Genomic DNA, 18,436 nt, shown 5'->3' on the forward strand with positions numbered 1-18,436 from the left:
TCTTATTTAATATTTATTATGTTCTCACTTGCGCCAAAATCGGCCTTAACCACTGGTTTCAGGCCTTTTAGTCCTTGCACCTCAATTGCGGAACTACGTGCTCCTTGCAGATGAAAAGTACTTGCATTGTTCACTTCTAACTGATGCATGTTTATGTGGTCGCTATTTAAGATATAAGCTATTTGCTTAGAAGTATCCTCAATTTGCAGTTTCACATCCTGAAAACTTATATTGGACGCTTCCTGTATATCGATTCCCTCTCTGGCCACCATATCGAGCTTGCTCAATTGAATATTCTTTATATGCATTTCCGGTAAACCTCGGATAAAAACCGCTTTCGCCGCTCCATCACAAACCACATGATGGATATAAAAATTCTTGAATTGCGGAGTCGCTTCAGTAACCGGCAGGACTTCTACTTTGGGTGGTTCACGATGTTCTCCACTCAAGACAATGGGATCCTTTGCTTCATAATACATATCAAACAGGATCGCTTCCCCCGGAATATCCTTCATATAAATATTATTGATATACACGTTCTCCACGAGTCCTCCCCTGCCGCGTGTCGTTTTAAAGCGTAAACCAATATCCGTTCCAATAAACGTACAATTGTCTACATATAGATTTTTTGCTCCCCCACTCATTTCGCTTCCCACCACAAATCCACCATGCGCGTGATAAACGGTGCAATTTCGTACCCATAGATTTTCCGTTGGCATAGCCCGTTCACGGCCAGCTTCATTTCTGCCACTTTTAATGCAAATGGCATCATCCCCCACATCAAAGGTACTTTCTTCAACCAACACATTTTTACAAGACTCGATATCCAGACCGTCACCATTTTGAGAATACCAAGGGTTTCGTACAGTAATGTTTCGGATGGTAAGATTGCTGCTCATCAAAGGATGAATATTCCAGGCAGCTGAGTTCTGAAAAGTAACTCCTTCCAGTAAAACACCTTCACATTTTTCGAGCAGCACCATATTCGGTCTCAAATAATCTTTAACCTCTTGATAGAATTGTTCATTTTTCCCGTCTTGCACCAATCCCGGATCCTTAAAAGAAGCGCCTTTCAAAGAACTCTGCGACGGATACCAAATGTCTCCCTTTTCATTCAGCATACCGCCTGATTCAAGTAGTTTCTTCCATTGTGTTTCCGTCATTTTTCCTTTTTTCACCATTCGCCATGCATCCCCATTTCCATCAATGACCCCTTTCCCGGTAATAGCAATATTTTGTTGATTAAGCGCCCAAATAGGCGATTGATTCCGCATTTGCGGAATACCCTCCCAACTGGTTTTTACCAAAGGATAACTTGAAAAATCTTTGGTAAATTGTAATAAAGCGTTGGTTGCTAAATGCAAGTTCACATTACTTTTTAAGGTAATGGGTCCCGAAAGCCAGACACCGGCAGGTATTAAAACGACACCGCCCCCCTTACCGTGCATTTTATCAATAGCTTGATTGATTGATTCTGTATTTAAATGACGACCACCGGAAATTGCTCCAAAAGCGGTGATGGATATCGTGTCTTTCTTAAAAGTAGGTAGTGAAACCGTTGGTTCAGTAGGTGTTTGAGCGAAAGCTCCATTCGTAGCCGTTAAAAGTATAATTGTTTTTAGTATCTTATTCATAAAGTATTCTCAGGTATCCAATCAGTTATGCCCGTACAATTCTAAGGCTATCCGCTAATCTTTTCAAACATTTAAGATTCTTTATTTGCGCAATCGTTATCGGTAACGATTGCGCTGTTTCTTTACCTCGCCTCATAGCCAGGATTCTGCTGAATTTCCGCTTCATTGAGATCGATGGCATCCTGCGGGATCGGCCGTAAAATTTTATCTTGACCATCGGGCCCTCTAAAGGCTCGATCAACGCCGATACGTTTAATATCATAATTATATTTAGCACAAAATTCTTTTAGTTTACCAGTTCTTCTCAATTCAGGCCATCTTAAATATTCGCCGGCAAACTCCTTTGCACTTTCGATCAAATAAGCATCTAAAGCTTGACTTTGGCCAGCGGCTGTCGCAATATTTATATTGGGAGTTAACCGTCCGCCGTCTTTTGCATTTCCAGGTCTATCCAATACAGCTTGCACATACGTTGCAGCACTTGCAAAATCATTCAATCCAATGCAAGCTTCCGCATAGAGGAAGTAGGTTTCCGCTAAACGTGCCAGCACAATACCGCGTACACTAGCGGTTTGTTGAAAAATGGTACGCGTTTGCGGGCTATCAAACTTTTTAATTACCGGTGTGCTCATGTCTGCATCGTAGAAAGCCCGATACGCTTCTTCATCGTACTTAAATGGATAATACCTAAAATTGCTTGCTATTTGACCTTGATGCTGATTTGCCCAAGCTAACGAATCGGCACTGGTGTATTCTCTACCCCAAACACGTGGATAGTATGCTCGGATTAAAATTGATGATTTATCTTTGCCATCATCGTAATAATCAAAATATTGATCATAAATGGTCAACATAAACGTAGCGTCGTAACGAGCGTCGTTCTCATCATAAAAAGTATGCAAATTCCAAGAAGGATACAATTGGGCACTCATGTATTTATGGTTTAATTCAGAACCACCTAAATAGGGACCAAAAATTCCCTGCTGGTTATTCCCGTCCGTACTGGAAGCAATCGATTCCAGATCATACTGAACAGCAAAAATCACTTCGTCATTATTCTCGTTATAGGGATTCCATAATTGCTCGAAAGGAATACTAATCGTTTTTCCATTGATGGCCGCAAGAGCGTAGCTTTTTGCCTTTTCGAAGTCAGCACTCTGCTTCAGGTCCCACGCTCGTGTCAGGTATACCTTCGACAGGTAATGGTTTATTGCGGTTTTGTTAACCCGTGCTTTCGTCGTCCCAACAAGCGGGAGGGCCGCTTCCATTTCATCGATGATAAAAGCATAACATTCCTCCAAGCTACTTCTTGGCATCGTTAAGCGTGGTTCAAAAGTAGCTTCTGTATTTATAAAGACACCACCAAACTGTTCCACTAAAAGAAAATGATAAAAAGCACGTAAAAAGCGTAATTCAGCAAGGTAGCTTGCTTTTTTATCTGTATCAATTTCTGCTATATCATTATAAAAGATGCCCATATTAATGGTCTGTATAGCTTTATAACACAATTGATAATAGTCTTTCACATAGGAATCCGTTGCATAAAGCTGCTCATACTCTTGGATCGACCGATCGCCCGTACCTCTCGGCCGTTGATACATATCCGTACCAGCTACCAATAGCCAGGGAGTCAGACGAAACGTTTCACGCAGTGATGAATAAGAGGCTGTCACTAAAGTTTCATAACCAGCTTCAGTTCGGTAAAATTCTTCATTCGTAATACCTCCTTTATTATCTTCTTCTAAGAATTTCTTACATCCGCTGAATAACAAAGTCAGCATAACATATATTAAAATACGCTTCATGATCTTTCAATTAAATTGTCAATATTCAAATTAGAACTTTAGGTTTACACCCAATTGATACGTGACCGTGCTGGGGCCATTACCACTTTGTAAAGAAGTGGTCGCATATTCCGGATCCCATCCTTCGTATTTGGTAAAAGTGAATGGATTAAGTACATTCAAGTATACCCTCAATTGGCTTATCTTTGCTTTCGACAACATTTTATTAGGCAGGGTATAGCCAAGGATAATATTTCGTATCTTCACAAAAGAGGCATCTGTGTATTGGCCATTATTGCCATAGTACGGTCCGGCATTATTGATGGCCGGATTTTTCGCATTCTCATTCCCAGCGGCGGGTGACCAAGTGGCAGCGGGGGAACCATCTTCTTTAGTACCCCAATTATTCCAATCGTAGCGATCAATACCGACAGGAACAAAATAGTCAAAGCGAATTTTGGGTCTTCCACGTTGGGTATTGCCAGGTCCAAATTCTTCTAAAAATCGATCTTGTACAAAAATTCCCTGACGGGTAAATAAATCAACTGATAAGTCCCAATTCTTATAATTAAAGGTAGAACGGAAATTGGCTGTCCATTTGGGGTTCGGGCTACCTAAAATCACTCGATCATTCGCTGCAGTAATAATACCGTCACCATTAATATCCGCTACACGTGCCTGACCGGGCTGCTGTCCCCAGCGCGCGGCCTCCTCTACTTCGTCCGATCTCCATACACCGGTAACCCGATAGTCATAAATTACTTCAATGGGTTGTCCAATGAATCGCTTCTCTCCCATCACATCCTCCTTTTTTCCATAAAGTGATTCAATGGCATTTTTATTATGTGCAAAATTTAAAGACGTTGTCCATTGAAAGTTAGGTGTACGAATATTAGTTGAGGTCAACGCAAGTTCAATTCCGCGATTACGAACTGAACCAATATTATCCGTCATGGTAGCAACCCCCGATTCAATGGCCAATGATCGACTCATCAACAAACCATCGGACAGTTTATCGTAAACATCGAGCGATCCATAAAGTCGTTGATTGAAAAAACCAAAGTCCAAGCCAAAATTCAATTCTCGGGTTTTTTCCCAAGTGATGGCGGGGTTAACAGGGTATCCAGGTCTTAGGCCCGAGACCGCATTCCCGTCGCCAAAATCATACCATATCAACTCATCGGATATCGGAGTTTGCATCGATCCGTAGGGGTTGATGCCATTATTATTCCCCGAATAACCGAAACTAAAGCGTGCTTTTAAGTCGGAAAGCCAATCCACTTTCATAAACTCTTCCTCAGACAAACGCCAGCCAAGGGCGAAGGACGGAAAGGAAGCCCATTTATCGGCTAGCTTGGAGCTCCCGTCATAGCGAATGGTTCCTGTAACCAGGTATTTCCCTTTATAGTCATAATTTACACGCGCTGCATAAGAGATTAGGCCCGATTCATTGTAGGAAGTTAACGAATTGTCACGCATCAAGGTCCCGGTGAATAAATTATACCATTGGGAATCATATGGTAAATTTTGCGTAGCCGCTTGGATACCCTCAAATCGTGTCTTATAGAAACTATTGATAAAGGTTGCATTTAAATGATGATCGTTATTAAAGGTTTTATTGTAAGTTAGTTGATTATCCCAAGTATACTCAAAACTTTCATTATTTTGTTGATATGCCTCGTTCTGATTTCGGTTGCCGGGGACTACATCATAATACCGACCTATCCGCTCCCTTGTAAACCGTGGCATAATTGTACTTTTTAGAGTCAAATCATTTGTAAGATTCAATTGTGCATAAGCGCTTGCTAAGACGTCATACCTTCTCGTTTCCTGATTACCACTATTAATCTCCTGTAGTGGATTGGGAGAGCTCGTAAAGTTTCCACTACCCTGAATAGATTCAGCAATACCTGGTTGTTGAATAAGATTACCTTGGTCATCATAGGCGCGTAAGATAACAGGCATACGCATAATATCCCGATAGCCATACTCGCTTCCCTGATTCGTTACTGTATGCGATAAATTGATCGTACCACCTGCAGAAAAAAGCTTTGATCCTCGATGATCAATACTTAACTTCATATTGTATCGCTTCAAGTTTTCGTTGATAAAATTCCCCTCTTCATTTTGGTACCCCAGACCAAGATTATAGGCGAGATCACTTGAACTTCCTCCAATATTCACGTAATGATTTTGCTGATGCCCATCTTGTGTGCCTAAAGCCAACCAATCTTCATAATCTTCGTCAAATAGACGCTGCTCCAACAGGGGACTTCGTTGTAATACAGAGTTTCTATTGGCGGAAGTCAACTCATACTGCCCTAAATTAGTGTTATACGTATAATAGGCCGACGTGCGAAAATCCACCCATTCTCGTCCATTCATAAATTCCGGTATTCGCGCGATTTTGCGGATACCAAAAAAGCCATCATAGCTAACTGTCATGCGCGAACCGTGATTGCTGCCCGCATTCTTTGTCCGCACAATGACAACACCATTCGAACCGCGCGAACCGTAGATTGCCGTTGAAGAGGCATCCCGCAACACGTCAATTTGCTCAATGTCTGCTGGATTCAGGAAATTAATATCACCCATCACTACTCCGTCTACCACATATAATGGGTTGCCACCTGCTAACGAGTTTTGCCCCCGAATCTGAATATTAAATCCACCTCCTGGTTTTGTAGATGTGGAACTGATATCGACTCCCGGAACAGAGCCTTGTAAAGCGGCCATTGCTGAAGTAGTTCCACGGGCTTTCAGTGTTTCCGAAGTAACCGAACCGACAGCACCTGTTAGGTCCCCCTTCTTCATGGTACCATATCCTACTACCACGACCTCATCCAAACCGGTGGCATCTTCCTCCAGCGTAATTGTTAGATTCTGTTGATTATCAATCGGAATTTCCTGCGTTTTGTAACCAAGATAAGTGATTGCTAATACAGGGTTTTGTGTATTCGATACGGTTATGTTGAATACCCCCATGTCATTTGTACTTGTCGTTGTACTTGTTCCTTTTAAGGCTACCGTTACACCCGGTAGCGGCTCCTGTGTTGTGTTTACAACTTTTCCGGTAATTGATCTTGTTTGGGCAAACGAAGAGAAAAAACCGAAAAATAAGAGCCCAAAAAGCATCCATAATTTTTTAGTCATAATGGTTTTAGTAATTAATAGAATTTTAGATTATTGGTTATTGCATCAAAAAGCTGTTGATGGGCTGATTGATTTATACAAGATACATGGATAAAAAAGAAATCTTCTCAAGAGGTCTTGTAAAAAAATACGCAATCGTTGCCGGCAACGATTGCGGAATATAGATGCTCCGTAACAAAAAAAGCTGTTCTTCCGAACAGCCTTTATCCTATTAAAACTACGCCGCTAATTAGCCGTCTCCTGACTTAACTACTCAACCATCTAACTATTCAACGACTTAACGACTTAACCACTCCTACTGATACCCCGCATTCTGGGTAAATTCACTTTTATTCGTCACCGCATCTAATTGATTTTGTGGAATTGGACGCAGCAAGTGATAATCTTTAAAATAAGTAATCGCATGCGGATTGTATTTTTGCAGATTTTCCTTTAATTTACCCGTACGTTTTAGATCAAACCACCGCATCTGCTCACCGGCAAACTCTCTTGCCCGTTCCTCCAATATAAAATCCAAGTTCACCTCAGCTGCGCTGATATCCATTTCTTCTTTGTGTCCTTCTTTGCCTGCCCGCTCGCGAATGGAATTCAAGAAAGTGGCAGCCTCTTCGCTATTACCGGTATTAAAGGCAGCTTCAGCCGCAATCAAATACATTTCAGCCAAACGGATAACAAAAGCATCCCGCACACTCTGTGCTTCATTAATACTACCACGCGTATCATCCATAAATTTTTTAAGGGAAATGTAGCGCAACCGATTTTTTGATGATCCATCGGTGTTATAAATATCACTGTCATCATAAATCGTATAATTTTTTGTCGTTCTAACAGCTGCGGGTATAGTATATTTCGAAATAAACACGGCAGTATCACCTATATTCATTCCTGCAGGCCTTGCCGATGCATTCGGTTGATTGCAATACCAGACATTTTGAAAAGAAGCTTCAAAGCGACTGTCAATATTTTCATTAAAGAGGTACAACAAATAGCGTGAAGGTTGATAGCGATTAAATGGCCTACCGTATTCCAAGCTTCTTATTACCCCGGGTTGATCGTCATATTTCATTAGAAAAAGCATATGCGCACTGCTAGATCCTCTATTATCGCCATCAGGGTAAACATTATCATCCTGCTTATCATTATCATTCAAATTAGCGGAGTAATTCACGGCATACACTACTTCGCTATTTTGCAAATTATTCATTGACCACAAATCAGCATAATTTGAAAGCAGGGAAAACCCATAATCATTAATTACTTTCTTTGCTAAGGCACCAGCTTCTGCGTTCATCCCCCTGGTTAAATAAACTCGCGCTAAAAATGCCTCCGCTGCTGGTTTGGTTGCCCTTCCATAATCAGCAGTTGTAGGCGCCAAATTATCCACGGCAAAGCGTAAATCTTCTATCATTAAATTGTAGAAATCATCAACACTTGATTTTTGTGCCTCCGTAAGTACACCAACCGTTTCCTCCGTTGTTAAATGAACACCACCCCACGTCTCTACAATATGATAGTAATAAAAAGCACGTAAAAACCGAAACTCCGCCGTCCGCTGTATTTGTAATGCCTGATCCATCCCCGAATTCCCCACTCTGGCGATACCGGCATTACATACATTAATAGCCTTGTAAAAATTAGACCATACTTCCTGTAGAGCGCCGTTGGTCGCTTGTAAATTTTGATAAGTAGTAAGATCCGGATAAACATCACCTGCACCATTGGTCCATAAGTCAGTACCCGTTTCTCCTATATTATAGCCGCGCTCCTTTCCATACCACCAACGTTGGTAGCTATAAGCCGCGTTCACCAGCGTTTCGAAACCCTTTGGTGTAGTATACAGCGTTTCATCCGTAATACCGCTTAGATTTTCTTCATCAAGCATTTTTTTGCATGACGTTAGTCCAGCCGCCAATAAAAGAGCAGCAAATAAAACTGTTTTATATTTCGTATGTAAAATCATTGTATTTGCTTTTAGAAGTTAACATTAATACCTGCCACAATTAAGCGTGTTAACGGAGCCGATTCACTCCCCCCACGTTCAGGATCATACCCATTGATGGTTTTGCTCCACATCGCTAAGTTTCTACCGGACACATACACTTTCAATTTGGCCAATCCCCATTTGTCCGTCACCGACGCCGGCAAAGTGTAACCCAGTGTTACATTCCTCAATTTTACAAATGAGCCATCCGTATAACCCAGCGTCGAAGTATATAGCATGCTTGTTCTACTTAAATTGGCATTGGGTCGAGGCCATTCATTACTCGGATTTTCCGGTGTCCAATAACCGATGTCCGCCGTGCTATTTTCCGCAGCCTGCGGATCATAGCGCGTTAAATAATTGGCATTGATCATTTGTCCTATTCGCGCAAAAATATTGACATTCAGATCGAAGTTTTTGTAGCTAAAATCGTTATTCCATCCCAAACTCCATTTGGGAACCTGCGAACCAACCACGATACGATCGCCATCAGCTGTTATCACGTTATCGCCATTTTGATCTTTCACCCGTATATCGCCCGGTTTTTGACCGTATTGGTTGGCCAAGTCTTCTTCACCCAATTGCCAGATACCCAGTTTTTCATAATCGAAATAGGAATTCACAGGATATCCGACCACCACATAACGACCATCCAAACTGATTACATCTTGATTATCGATCAACTCTTTCACCTTTTCGATATTCTTGGTAAACGAAACGGTACTGTTCCATTTGAATTGAGCGTTACTGATAGGAGCTGCATTTAGCATAAATTCAATACCTTTATTCGCTGTTTTCCCAATATTCTGCGTAACGAAAGAATAACCCGAAGTGGGAGGCAGAATTCGATCGAGCAAGAGATCGCTTGTACTGGTGTGGTAAAGTTCTAACGTACCGTTTAACCGTCCTTTGAATAGACCAAAATCTAAACCAATATTGGTATTGGCTGATTTTTCCCAACCCAGCTGCGGGTTACGCGAATTATTTGGAAAACCATAACCAGGAGCGGAAGCGTCTCCATAAGCGAAGGGGATTCGAGTAAGCGTACTTTGAGAGGAGTATGCAACCACCGATGAGTTACCGGAAACACCGTAGCTCGCTCTTAATTTCAAATCACTGAAGAGGGATTGCTCTTTCATGAATCCTTCGTCAACGATGCGCCATGCACCAGCCACTGAAGGAAAAAAGTCCCACTTGTTACCCACAGCTAACTGACTGGCTCCATCTGTACGAGCGGTCAGCGTCAATAAATACCTGCCTTTATAACCATAATTCACCCGTGCGGCATAAGACAATAGCTTTGTTTCGGTATATGCGCTGGTTATTGCTAAATTTTGCGTGTTAGACCCGAGATTATAAAAGAAATTATTATCCAATAATTGATTCTCTCCCTGTGCCGTGGCGTTCTCCGAATCGTTATAGAGGTATTCACTGATACCGGTAATACTGAAATCATGTGCTCCAAACGTTTTTTGATAGTTCACAATCGCTTGCCAATTATAACCGAGTCCATTATTTGTCACATAAGTAGCTCTTGAATTAGCTCCATTACGACGTATTGAATAGGATCCCTCATATAAACCATCCCGCAAATTGGAAAGGTTAACCGCAAAGTTACCGCGGATACTCAAACCTTCTATCGGTTTAAATTCGGCAAAAACTGTTGGGAAAACACGCAATGTTTTTACGTTATTTTTATAATTCCCGGCTTGTTCATCCGCTAAGGGGTTAATAGCTCCACCCTGCCCTGGGTAGATAACATAGTTACCTTCTGCATCAAAAGGTGTATTCAACGGACTGATTTTATTTGCTTGGTTAAGTGGATCCGCACGCTTGTTCTGATCATAGTAAGTCAGCTGCGTTTGTGTTCCTACCTTCAGCGTACCGGTCACCTGATAGTCGAGATTTAAACGAGCCGTATAACGTTTAGCATCATCCATTGCAAACAATCCTTTTTCATTAAAAAAATCGAGCGAGAAATACGATTTTAGCTTTTCAGTGCCCCCTGAAATATTCAACTGATAATCTTGCTGATGTCCAGTTCCTAACAGCATATCTGCATAATCAGTAGAGGTGTTATTTTGGATAAAACCTAATTGCTCATTACTGAAAATCTTGGCGTCATCGGCCGGACTATTCCAAACACCTGTTGTTCGATAGGCCTCCCTACGCAACGTCACATATTCCTGTCCGTTCATCACACGTGGATAACCTGCCACATTCTGCACACCATAATAAGCGTTAAAAGAAACTTTAGGTGCACCCGATACACCTCGCTTGGTGGTTACAATAATAACTCCATTAGCACCGCGTGAACCGTAGATAGCCGTCGACGAAGCATCCTTAAGCACCTCCATGCTTTCAATATCGTTAGGATTGATATCCTGAATACTGGAATACTGCATCCCGTCTACAATAAATAGCGGTCCGTTACCGGCGGTGATCGAACGGTTTCCTCTAACCGTAATACTAACACCTGAGGTAGCCGATCCACTTTGCCGTACAATATCAACACCGGGTGCTTTTCCTTGAACCGATTCCATGACATTGGTAGTGGGTAATTTCGTTAGTTCTTCGCGGGCGACCGAAGTAACGGCACCCGTCAAATCTCTTTTTTTAACTGTTCCGTAGCCAATCACCACCACTTCATCCAGATTCGTTGCATCTTCTTCCAATATAACTCGGGTTAATTGTTTAGGTTCATCTACGGCTATTTCCAGCGTTTTATACCCCACATAGTTAAAAACTAAGGTACTCGGCATCGCTGTCAAGTTAAGACTGAATTCACCTTGATTATTGGTACTGGTTCCTAGGTTGGTTCCTTTAACTAAAACACTTACCGCAATTAAAGGCAGTCCCTCCTTATCGACTACCTTCCCCGTAACTGTCTTATTTTGTCCATACGCAAACGATAAATTTGCTCCGATCAGACAAAAAAACAAAATAAAAAAATGGCTGATTCTTTTAGGTAATTGCATCATCTTGATTAGCTGAATTAATTTGGGTTTTGATTTTAATTGCTTAGCATCTGATTCGCAATTATAGAACAATATAGATATATTTCCAACGTTGGCATCAATTGAAATTTACGCAATCGATACCGGAAACGATTGCGTAAAAATTATCCCGCCGCATTTCTTGCTATTATAAAAATTCTGCCTATTCTTGCTTAGGAAGCCAATCATATGCTAACCCCAAACCACGTACCCATGATAAGAAGGTGTTTATTAGTCATACTTTTTTTTATTTCTATATCCCACCATTTTGCATTCTCTCAAACTATCTATCCTGATAAATTTGTTGTAAGTCAAGCAGGAGATGGAGACTTCAGAACGATTCAAGAGGCCGTCAACGCCGTACGCGATCTTTCACAGCAGCAGGTTCGTATTTATATTAAAAAGGGCGTCTACAAAGAGAAAGTGATTATTCCTTCCTGGAAAACCAATATTTCGTTCATCGGCGATGGAGCTGATCAAACGATCATCAGCAATGCTGACTACGCAGGAAAAGGCTATGTAGACACCGTTGACGCGTTTGGAAAAAAGACCTTTACGACTTATAACTCGTATACCGTTTTGGTGCAGGGAAACGATTTTACAGCTGAAGGCCTGACGATCCGGAATACGGCCGGTCGTGTAGGTCAGGCCGTGGCGCTGCATGTAGAGGCGGATCGAGTTGTAGTAAAAAACTGCAAACTATTGGGTAATCAAGACACCTTATATGTAGCCACCGAAAACAGTCGACAATACTATCTTAATTGCTATATTGAGGGCACCACCGATTTCATCTTTGGCCAAGCAACGGTTATTTTCCAGGGGTGTACCATTCATAGTTTAAGTAATTCATATATCACCGCTGCCTCCACGACACCACGACAGGCTTTTGGTTTTGTATTTCGCGATTGTAAATTAACGGCTGATAAAGAAGCCAGTAAGGTATTCCTTGGCAGACCTTGGCGCCCTCATGCAAAAACGGTATTTATTCATTGCTACATGGAAAGGCATATTCTACCCCAAGGCTGGGACAATTGGCGAAATCCTGCAAATGAGTCAACGGCATATTATGCAGAATATCAAAGTGAAGGACCCGGAGCCAATGCGCAGTCTCGAGTAAAATGGAGTAAACAATTGACAGCAAATGAAGCAAAGCATTACGAACTGCATAACATATTCGATTACCAGGATGCTTGGAATCCACTGAACAAACGCTAAAAATGGAATCCGCATGATTCCAGCAATCGCATAATGAATGATTAAACCGAGCCTGTGCGCTCTTGGACATAAAAAGAAAATGAATACATTAATTAATACCAGTCTTATATCCCTTTCATTACTAGCCTATTGTTCAACAGCAATAAAGGCCCAGGAGAAACCTTATATTTCGCAAGTTTGGGTAGCTGATCAAGGTGATGGCACCTATAAAAATCCAGTGCTTGATGCAGATTATTCTGATCCCGACGTTATACGAGTAGACGATGATTTTTATATGACCGCATCCAGCTTCGACGCCATACCAGGTTTACCTATTTTACATTCCAACGATTTGGTTAATTGGCAAATTATAGGGCATGCACTTAAAAGGCAGCCCCCCTTTGATCATTTTTCAAAAACACAACATGGCAACGGTGTTTGGGCGCCCTCCATTCGCTATCACAAGGGCGAGTTTTATATCTATTATGGCGATCCGGATTTTGGTATTTATATGATCAAAACGAAAAATCCGCGAGGTGATTGGGAAGCACCCGTGCTTGTTGAAGCGGGGAAGGGAATGATCGACGTTTGTCCCCTATGGGATGATGACGGGCAAGCCTACCTAGTATACGCTTATGCGGGCAGCCGGGCCGGCATCAAAAGTGTTATCGCTGTAAAAAAATTAAGCGCTGATGGCACAAAAACCTTGGATGAGGGCACGTTAGTTTACGACGGTCATGCACTGGATCCCACCATTGAAGGTCCCAAATTTTATAAGCGGAACGGTTATTATTACATCATGGCACCGGCAGGTGGGGTGGCTACGGGATGGCAACTTGTTTTGCGTTCCAAAAATATTTATGGCCCCTACGAACGACATGTAGCGATGGCACAAGGAAATACAAAAATTAATGGACCACATCAGGGCGGTTGGGTAAACACGCAAAGTGGCGAAGATTGGTTTATTCACTTTCAGGATAAAGATGCTTATGGAAGAGTAGTGCATCTTCAGCCAATGAAATGGGTAAAGGACTGGCCGGTTATCGGGAAGGATGTAGAAGGAAAAGGAACCGGTGAGCCCGTTTTATCATATAAAAAACCGAATGTAGCGAGAAGCTACCCCATACAGACACCTGTCGAAAGTGATGAGTTTAATGATCGGATAATGGGCAAACAATGGCAATGGCAAGCCAATCCGAAGGCCACCTGGTCATTCTTTTACCCTGAAAAAGGGGTGTTACGACTGTATACACAACAAGCTCCCGATAGCGCTCGCAATTTATGGGATGTTCCGAATATATTACTCCAAAAGTTCCCCACGGAAGTTTTTACAGCAACTACCAAAGTCACCTTTACACCGAATGAGAAAATAAGGGGTGAAAAAACCGGTTTGATTATCATGGGTCAAAGTTACGCTCATTTAAGCCTCAAAAGCGAACGAGACGGTATTGTTCTAGTATACGGAGAAGCAAAAGATGCCTATAAAGGTGCAACAGAAAGAGAAACAATCATCTCGAAAATAAAGACAAATACGCTTTATCTTCGTGTCCGTGTAGAAGCAGGGGCCCAATGTAGTTTTAGTTATAGCGAAGACGGCAAAAAGTTCCAATCTATCAGTACGGTGTTTAAAGCAACACCTGGGCAATGGATTGGTGCTAAAATTGGTCTTTTCAGTACTCGTGACGTCCAAATTAATGATTCGGGATGGGGAGATTATGATTGGTTCAGCATAGAAAAATAAGCATGCTTGGATTGAAAAGTTATCGGTGGGTTAGTTTAAGCCTTTTGTTCTGTTTCTTCGGTTTTGTAAAAGGACAAGAAAAAGTAGATCCGATTGCTGAGAACATGTTGTTATTACAACGAAGTTATGGTGGTTGGTCTAAATTCTTCAATAAGCAAAAAGTAGATTATAACCACGTATTCAGTCCTTCGGATATGAACCTGGCCAAGCATCAAAAAGACGCACTGGACGCTACTATTGATAATAATGCCACCAGTAGTGAGATCCGCTATCTGATCAAAGCTTACAAGAAAACCCAGAATAAATCGTATTTAACAGCTGTAGAGAAAGGTATTGATTACCTCTTGGAGGCACAATATCCCAATGGTGGTTGGCCGCAGTATTATCCGGATACACATCTCTATCGATCGGAAATCACATACAATGATTGTGCAATGATTAACGTCTTACGTATCATGCAGGACATTTCAAAAGCAGCAAAGGGTTTTGAAATATTGAAAGCACGCTATAAAGAAAAAGCGCAAAGAGCAATTGTTCTAGGTGTCGATTGTATACTGAAAACACAGGTTATCATAGGCGGACAAAAGACAATCTGGGCAGCACAGTACGATAAGGATCGCCTACAACCGGCCAAAGCGAGGGCTTATGAATTACCGTCGCTCGCTACGGCCGAATCAAGCGACATTCTGCTTTTTTTGATGGAACAGCCTCCATCACCTCGATTGGTAGAAGCAGTTGAAGCCGGGGTGAAATGGTTTGCCGCTCATAAAATTGAAAATAAAGAAGCGCTTGTTATTGATGATTCAACGCAAAAAAGCGGAAAAGACCGGATCTTGGTCACTAAACAAGGGGCGACTTCTTGGGCCCGTTTTTATGACCTAAAACAGCAGGAGCCTCTATTTGTTGGACGTGATGGTGTTCCACATCGGACGCTTTCGTCCATTGAAAATGAGCGCCGTATAGGTTATGCTTGGTATGGAAATTGGGGTGATAAAGTAGAAAGGGCCTATAAAAAATGAAAATTGAATAGGCTTTAATAACGCGTGATGAAAAAGTTGATTAACAAAACCCTTCATCGTTATGTATCCTAAATGTAGTTACCTGCATTCAACAAGTTTTAAATCTTTTCATCCAGGATTATTCGTATCTTTGTGAAACCTTCCTCATCCATCATTACATTTCATTTTTGAGCTTATAAGAAGTCAATAAAATCCACGTTAAGTCCACATCAAGTCCACCTTTAGTCCACGTTAGATCCACCTGCCATTCGGTATACCTCCCTTACTCATTGGGTGTTCCTTCGGTTTCTGTAGCGCGTATCTATGTCGGATATAGCTCGGATGGAACAAGAAGGTAAATGGGTTTATGCATATAGCTTATTCCATGATATCATAAGTCTTGCCTTTTTTAGTCGATAAATCATATTCTTCGAATTCATCCAGTTGATTGGATGCGAATTGATCTATGCGACCAATCGGTTCTTTAATGTCAGCGACCTTATATAATGGGTTCGAATTTTCAGCCTTAGCTTTCTCCAAAAAGAGTTTACCCACTAATCTATCTTTTGCAATTCTGACTCTACAATTACCTCCTAGTCGCGAATAGATTGTCAACTTATGGAGTTTCCCATTCTCCCATGCCATGTCTACCGTAAACCCACCACGCGCTTTCAATCCTTTCACTTCACCATTTTTCCACTGATCAGGCAAAGCAGGTAAAATATGTACACTACCGTCATGCGATTGGATTAACATTTCAGCAATACCTGCCGTACAGCCAAAATTTCCGTCAATCTGAAAAGGAGGATGCGCATCTAATAAATTGGCATAGGTCCCCCCTGCTTCGCCACTTCCGTCATTGGCAGCGGGACTCAGTTGATCAGCTATTAATTTATAAGCACGATTGCCATCCAATAACCTTGCCCACCAATTTACCTTCCATCCCATGGACCATCCGGTTGATTTGTCGCCTCGGAAGACGAGTGACTTCTTCGCCGCTTCAAAAAGAGCAGGGTGTCGAATAGGTGATATTTGAGCAGCCGGGTATAATCCATAGAGATGCGATATATGCCGATGACGATCATCTGCGCGATCCCAATCTTCCATCCATTCTTGAAGCTGGCCGAGTTTACCGATCTGCATGGGGGGCAATCGTTTTAGCTTACTAGCTACAGTGTCCATAAAATCTTTGTCGACCTGCAAAACATCTGCTGCTTCAAGAAAATTTGAAAAAACATCAAAAACCAGTTGATTATCCATGGTAGTGCCAGCTGAGATACCTACACCCGACTGGTAAGAATTTTCAGGTGACATCGATGGCGCTACGACTAACCATTTATGCTTCGGCTCTTCCTGCAATACATCCACATAAAACTGCGTTATCCCTCTCAGTACCGGATAGTATTTAGCTAAGAAGGCATTGTCTCCGCTAAACAAGTAGTGTTGCCAAATATGTTGCGAAAGCCAGGCTCCACCCATAGGCCACATACCATAAAAGCCACCGTCAATGATCCCGGTAACACGCCAGATGTCGGTATTGTGATGCATGTTCCAACCCCGAGCACGGTAATAGTTCCAGGCGCTTTCTTTTCCTGTAACCGATAAATCTCCGAGCATAGCAAACAAAGGTTCATGCATCTCGCTCAGATTGGTTACCTCGGCAGGCCAGTAATTCATCTCGGTATTAATATTGACGGTATACTTACTGCTCCAAGGAGGTGATAATTTATCATTCCAGATTCCTTGCAAATTGGCAGGTTGTGTGCCTGGCCGGGAAGAAGAGATCAACAGGTACCTGCCAAATTGAAAATAAAGCGACACCAGCTGCGGATCATTACCTAAATGAAAATCCGCCACTCGTTGATCAGTGGGTTTATTCATAGCAACTGTTTGGCCCAGGTCTAACGATACACGATCAAAGTAATGCTTATAGTCCTCAACATGCTTTGATTTGATTTTTTTGTAGCTTTTTTTCAACGCGGTGTTTAAGTAATCATCAGCCCGTCCACGTGCATCACCGCCCAAGTCATGATAATTATTGAAATTTGTTCCAATGGATATATACAATGTCAATTCATTTGCCTGACGTACTTCCAACATGTCACCGTCAGCCCGGAGAGCACCGCCTTTTACTTGCGGTTCCACCGCAATCGAGAATTTAACCTGACCTTTTTTATTCTCTTTATCTCCCGAGGCACCATCTACATAGATTCGGTTGCCAATAATATGTCGTTGATGTATGAGATGTGGCGTATTTAATTTCAAATTACAGCTTATACTTCCCGCTCTATCAGCGGTCACGCGCATCATTATTACCTGATCATGAGCCGTCGCAAAATACTCCCTTTTATAAGTCACCTCATCTACTTTATAAGTCACCGTAGACAAAGCATCAGCAATATCCAATTCACGTCGATAATTCACGGCTTTTCCTATAGGTGAAAAATCAATCCATAAATCACCCGCAGGCTGATAGGACATGCCATAATTATTATCGGCTTCCGCTTCTCTTGGCATCGCTTTATTCGCCAGGTCCTGTGCCTCTTTATAATTTCCTTCAAAAAGTAATCGCCGTATTTCCTGCATCACAGGATACAAATCTTTATGACTATTATTACCTGGTCCACCCGACCAGATTGTTTCTTCATTAAGCTGCAAATGGTCCTGCTCTATTCCGCCGAATAACATCGCTCCCAACCTACCGTTTCCGATCGGCAAGGCTTCGTTCCAGTGGGTGGCTGGTTTACTATACCATAGTTTATGCATGTCGACTTCCGCGGCATAGCTTATAGAGAAAAATATCGTTAAAAACAGGCAGATGGTGCTTAGCTGTTTCTGCAGGATTGTTTTTTGCATCATAAGAGATTGTGCTAATCAGTTCAATTGGTTTTTTTTGCCCTAAATTAAAAAAAATCTTTGATTTCCAACGTTGGCATTTTTACTTGTAGCGATCTA

9 protein-coding genes are annotated in these 18,436 nt (G+C 41.9%); 3 read left to right on the plus strand and 6 right to left on the minus strand.

The genetic code is table 11. The features are described from left to right. Window positions 1-2: 2 nt before the first annotated feature. The 5 genes from RYH73_RS13435 to RYH73_RS13455 all read right to left on the minus strand — a co-directional run bounded on the left by RYH73_RS13435 (window position 3) and on the right by RYH73_RS13455 (window position 11,533). On the minus strand, window positions 3-1,634 hold the full coding sequence (locus RYH73_RS13435; protein ID WP_335313949.1) for a glycoside hydrolase family 28 protein: 1,632 nt from the start codon (window positions 1,632-1,634) through the stop codon (window positions 3-5). 122 nt (window positions 1,635-1,756) lie between these two features. Then, window positions 1,757-3,439 carry a RagB/SusD family nutrient uptake outer membrane protein gene (locus RYH73_RS13440; protein ID WP_335313950.1) on the minus strand — a complete coding sequence of 561 codons (1,683 nt, stop codon included), beginning with the start codon at window positions 3,437-3,439 and terminating at the stop codon, window positions 1,757-1,759. Window positions 3,440-3,469: 30 nt separating this feature from the next. Beyond that, entirely contained in the window at window positions 3,470-6,571 is a 3,102-nt protein-coding gene (locus RYH73_RS13445) for a SusC/RagA family TonB-linked outer membrane protein (protein WP_335313951.1), read from the minus strand. A gap of 295 nt (window positions 6,572-6,866) precedes the next feature. Next, on the minus strand, window positions 6,867-8,531 hold the full coding sequence (locus tag RYH73_RS13450) for a RagB/SusD family nutrient uptake outer membrane protein (protein ID WP_335313952.1): 1,665 nt from the start codon (window positions 8,529-8,531) through the stop codon (window positions 6,867-6,869). Window positions 8,532-8,542: 11 nt separating this feature from the next. Further along, complete coding sequence (locus RYH73_RS13455) at window positions 8,543-11,533, minus strand: SusC/RagA family TonB-linked outer membrane protein (protein ID WP_335313953.1); 2,991 nt, start codon at window positions 11,531-11,533, stop codon at window positions 8,543-8,545. A gap of 228 nt (window positions 11,534-11,761) precedes the next feature. On the opposite strand from RYH73_RS13455, the gene RYH73_RS13460 reads away from it, so the two are divergent. From RYH73_RS13460 to pelA, 3 genes are all read left to right on the plus strand, one after another. After that, window positions 11,762-12,763, plus strand: coding sequence for a pectinesterase family protein (locus RYH73_RS13460; protein ID WP_335313954.1), 1,002 nt, complete (start codon window positions 11,762-11,764; stop codon window positions 12,761-12,763). A gap of 79 nt (window positions 12,764-12,842) precedes the next feature. Then, a complete protein-coding gene (locus tag RYH73_RS13465; RefSeq protein ID WP_335313955.1) occupies window positions 12,843-14,483 on the plus strand; it encodes a glycoside hydrolase family 43 protein in 1,641 nt (546 codons plus the stop codon). Between the two features lie 2 nt (window positions 14,484-14,485). Continuing rightward, window positions 14,486-15,502: a pectate lyase gene (pelA, locus tag RYH73_RS13470; RefSeq protein ID WP_335313956.1), complete on the plus strand. Its 1,017-nt coding sequence runs from the start codon at window positions 14,486-14,488 to the stop codon at window positions 15,500-15,502. Between the two features lie 357 nt (window positions 15,503-15,859). Here the strand turns inward: pelA and RYH73_RS13475 are convergent, their stop codons facing one another. Continuing rightward, window positions 15,860-18,340 (minus strand): glycoside hydrolase family 95 protein, encoded by a 2,481-nt coding sequence (locus RYH73_RS13475; RefSeq protein WP_335313957.1) that lies wholly within the window; start codon window positions 18,338-18,340, stop codon window positions 15,860-15,862. Between the last annotated feature and the right edge of the window lie 96 nt (window positions 18,341-18,436).

It is taken from the genome of Olivibacter sp. CPCC 100613, from assembly GCF_036959255.1.
Lineage (GTDB): Bacteria > Bacteroidota > Bacteroidia > Sphingobacteriales > Sphingobacteriaceae > Olivibacter.

Bases quoted from the DNA above. Each gene is read 5' to 3' on its own strand.
- RYH73_RS13435 (WP_335313949.1), bottom strand. From the start codon at position 1,634: ATGAATAAGATACTAAAAACAATTATACTTTTAACGGCTACGAATGGA.
- RYH73_RS13440 (WP_335313950.1), bottom strand. From the start codon at position 3,439: ATGAAGCGTATTTTAATATATGTTATGCTGACTTTGTTATTCAGCGGA.
- RYH73_RS13445 (WP_335313951.1), bottom strand. From the start codon at position 6,571: ATGACTAAAAAATTATGGATGCTTTTTGGGCTCTTATTTTTCGGTTTT.
- RYH73_RS13450 (WP_335313952.1), bottom strand. From the start codon at position 8,531: ATGATTTTACATACGAAATATAAAACAGTTTTATTTGCTGCTCTTTTA.
- RYH73_RS13455 (WP_335313953.1), bottom strand. From the start codon at position 11,533: ATGATGCAATTACCTAAAAGAATCAGCCATTTTTTTATTTTGTTTTTT.
- RYH73_RS13460 (WP_335313954.1), top strand. From the start codon at position 11,762: ATGATAAGAAGGTGTTTATTAGTCATACTTTTTTTTATTTCTATATCC.
- RYH73_RS13465 (WP_335313955.1), top strand. From the start codon at position 12,843: ATGAATACATTAATTAATACCAGTCTTATATCCCTTTCATTACTAGCC.
- pelA (WP_335313956.1), top strand. From the start codon at position 14,486: ATGCTTGGATTGAAAAGTTATCGGTGGGTTAGTTTAAGCCTTTTGTTC.
- RYH73_RS13475 (WP_335313957.1), bottom strand. From the start codon at position 18,340: ATGATGCAAAAAACAATCCTGCAGAAACAGCTAAGCACCATCTGCCTG.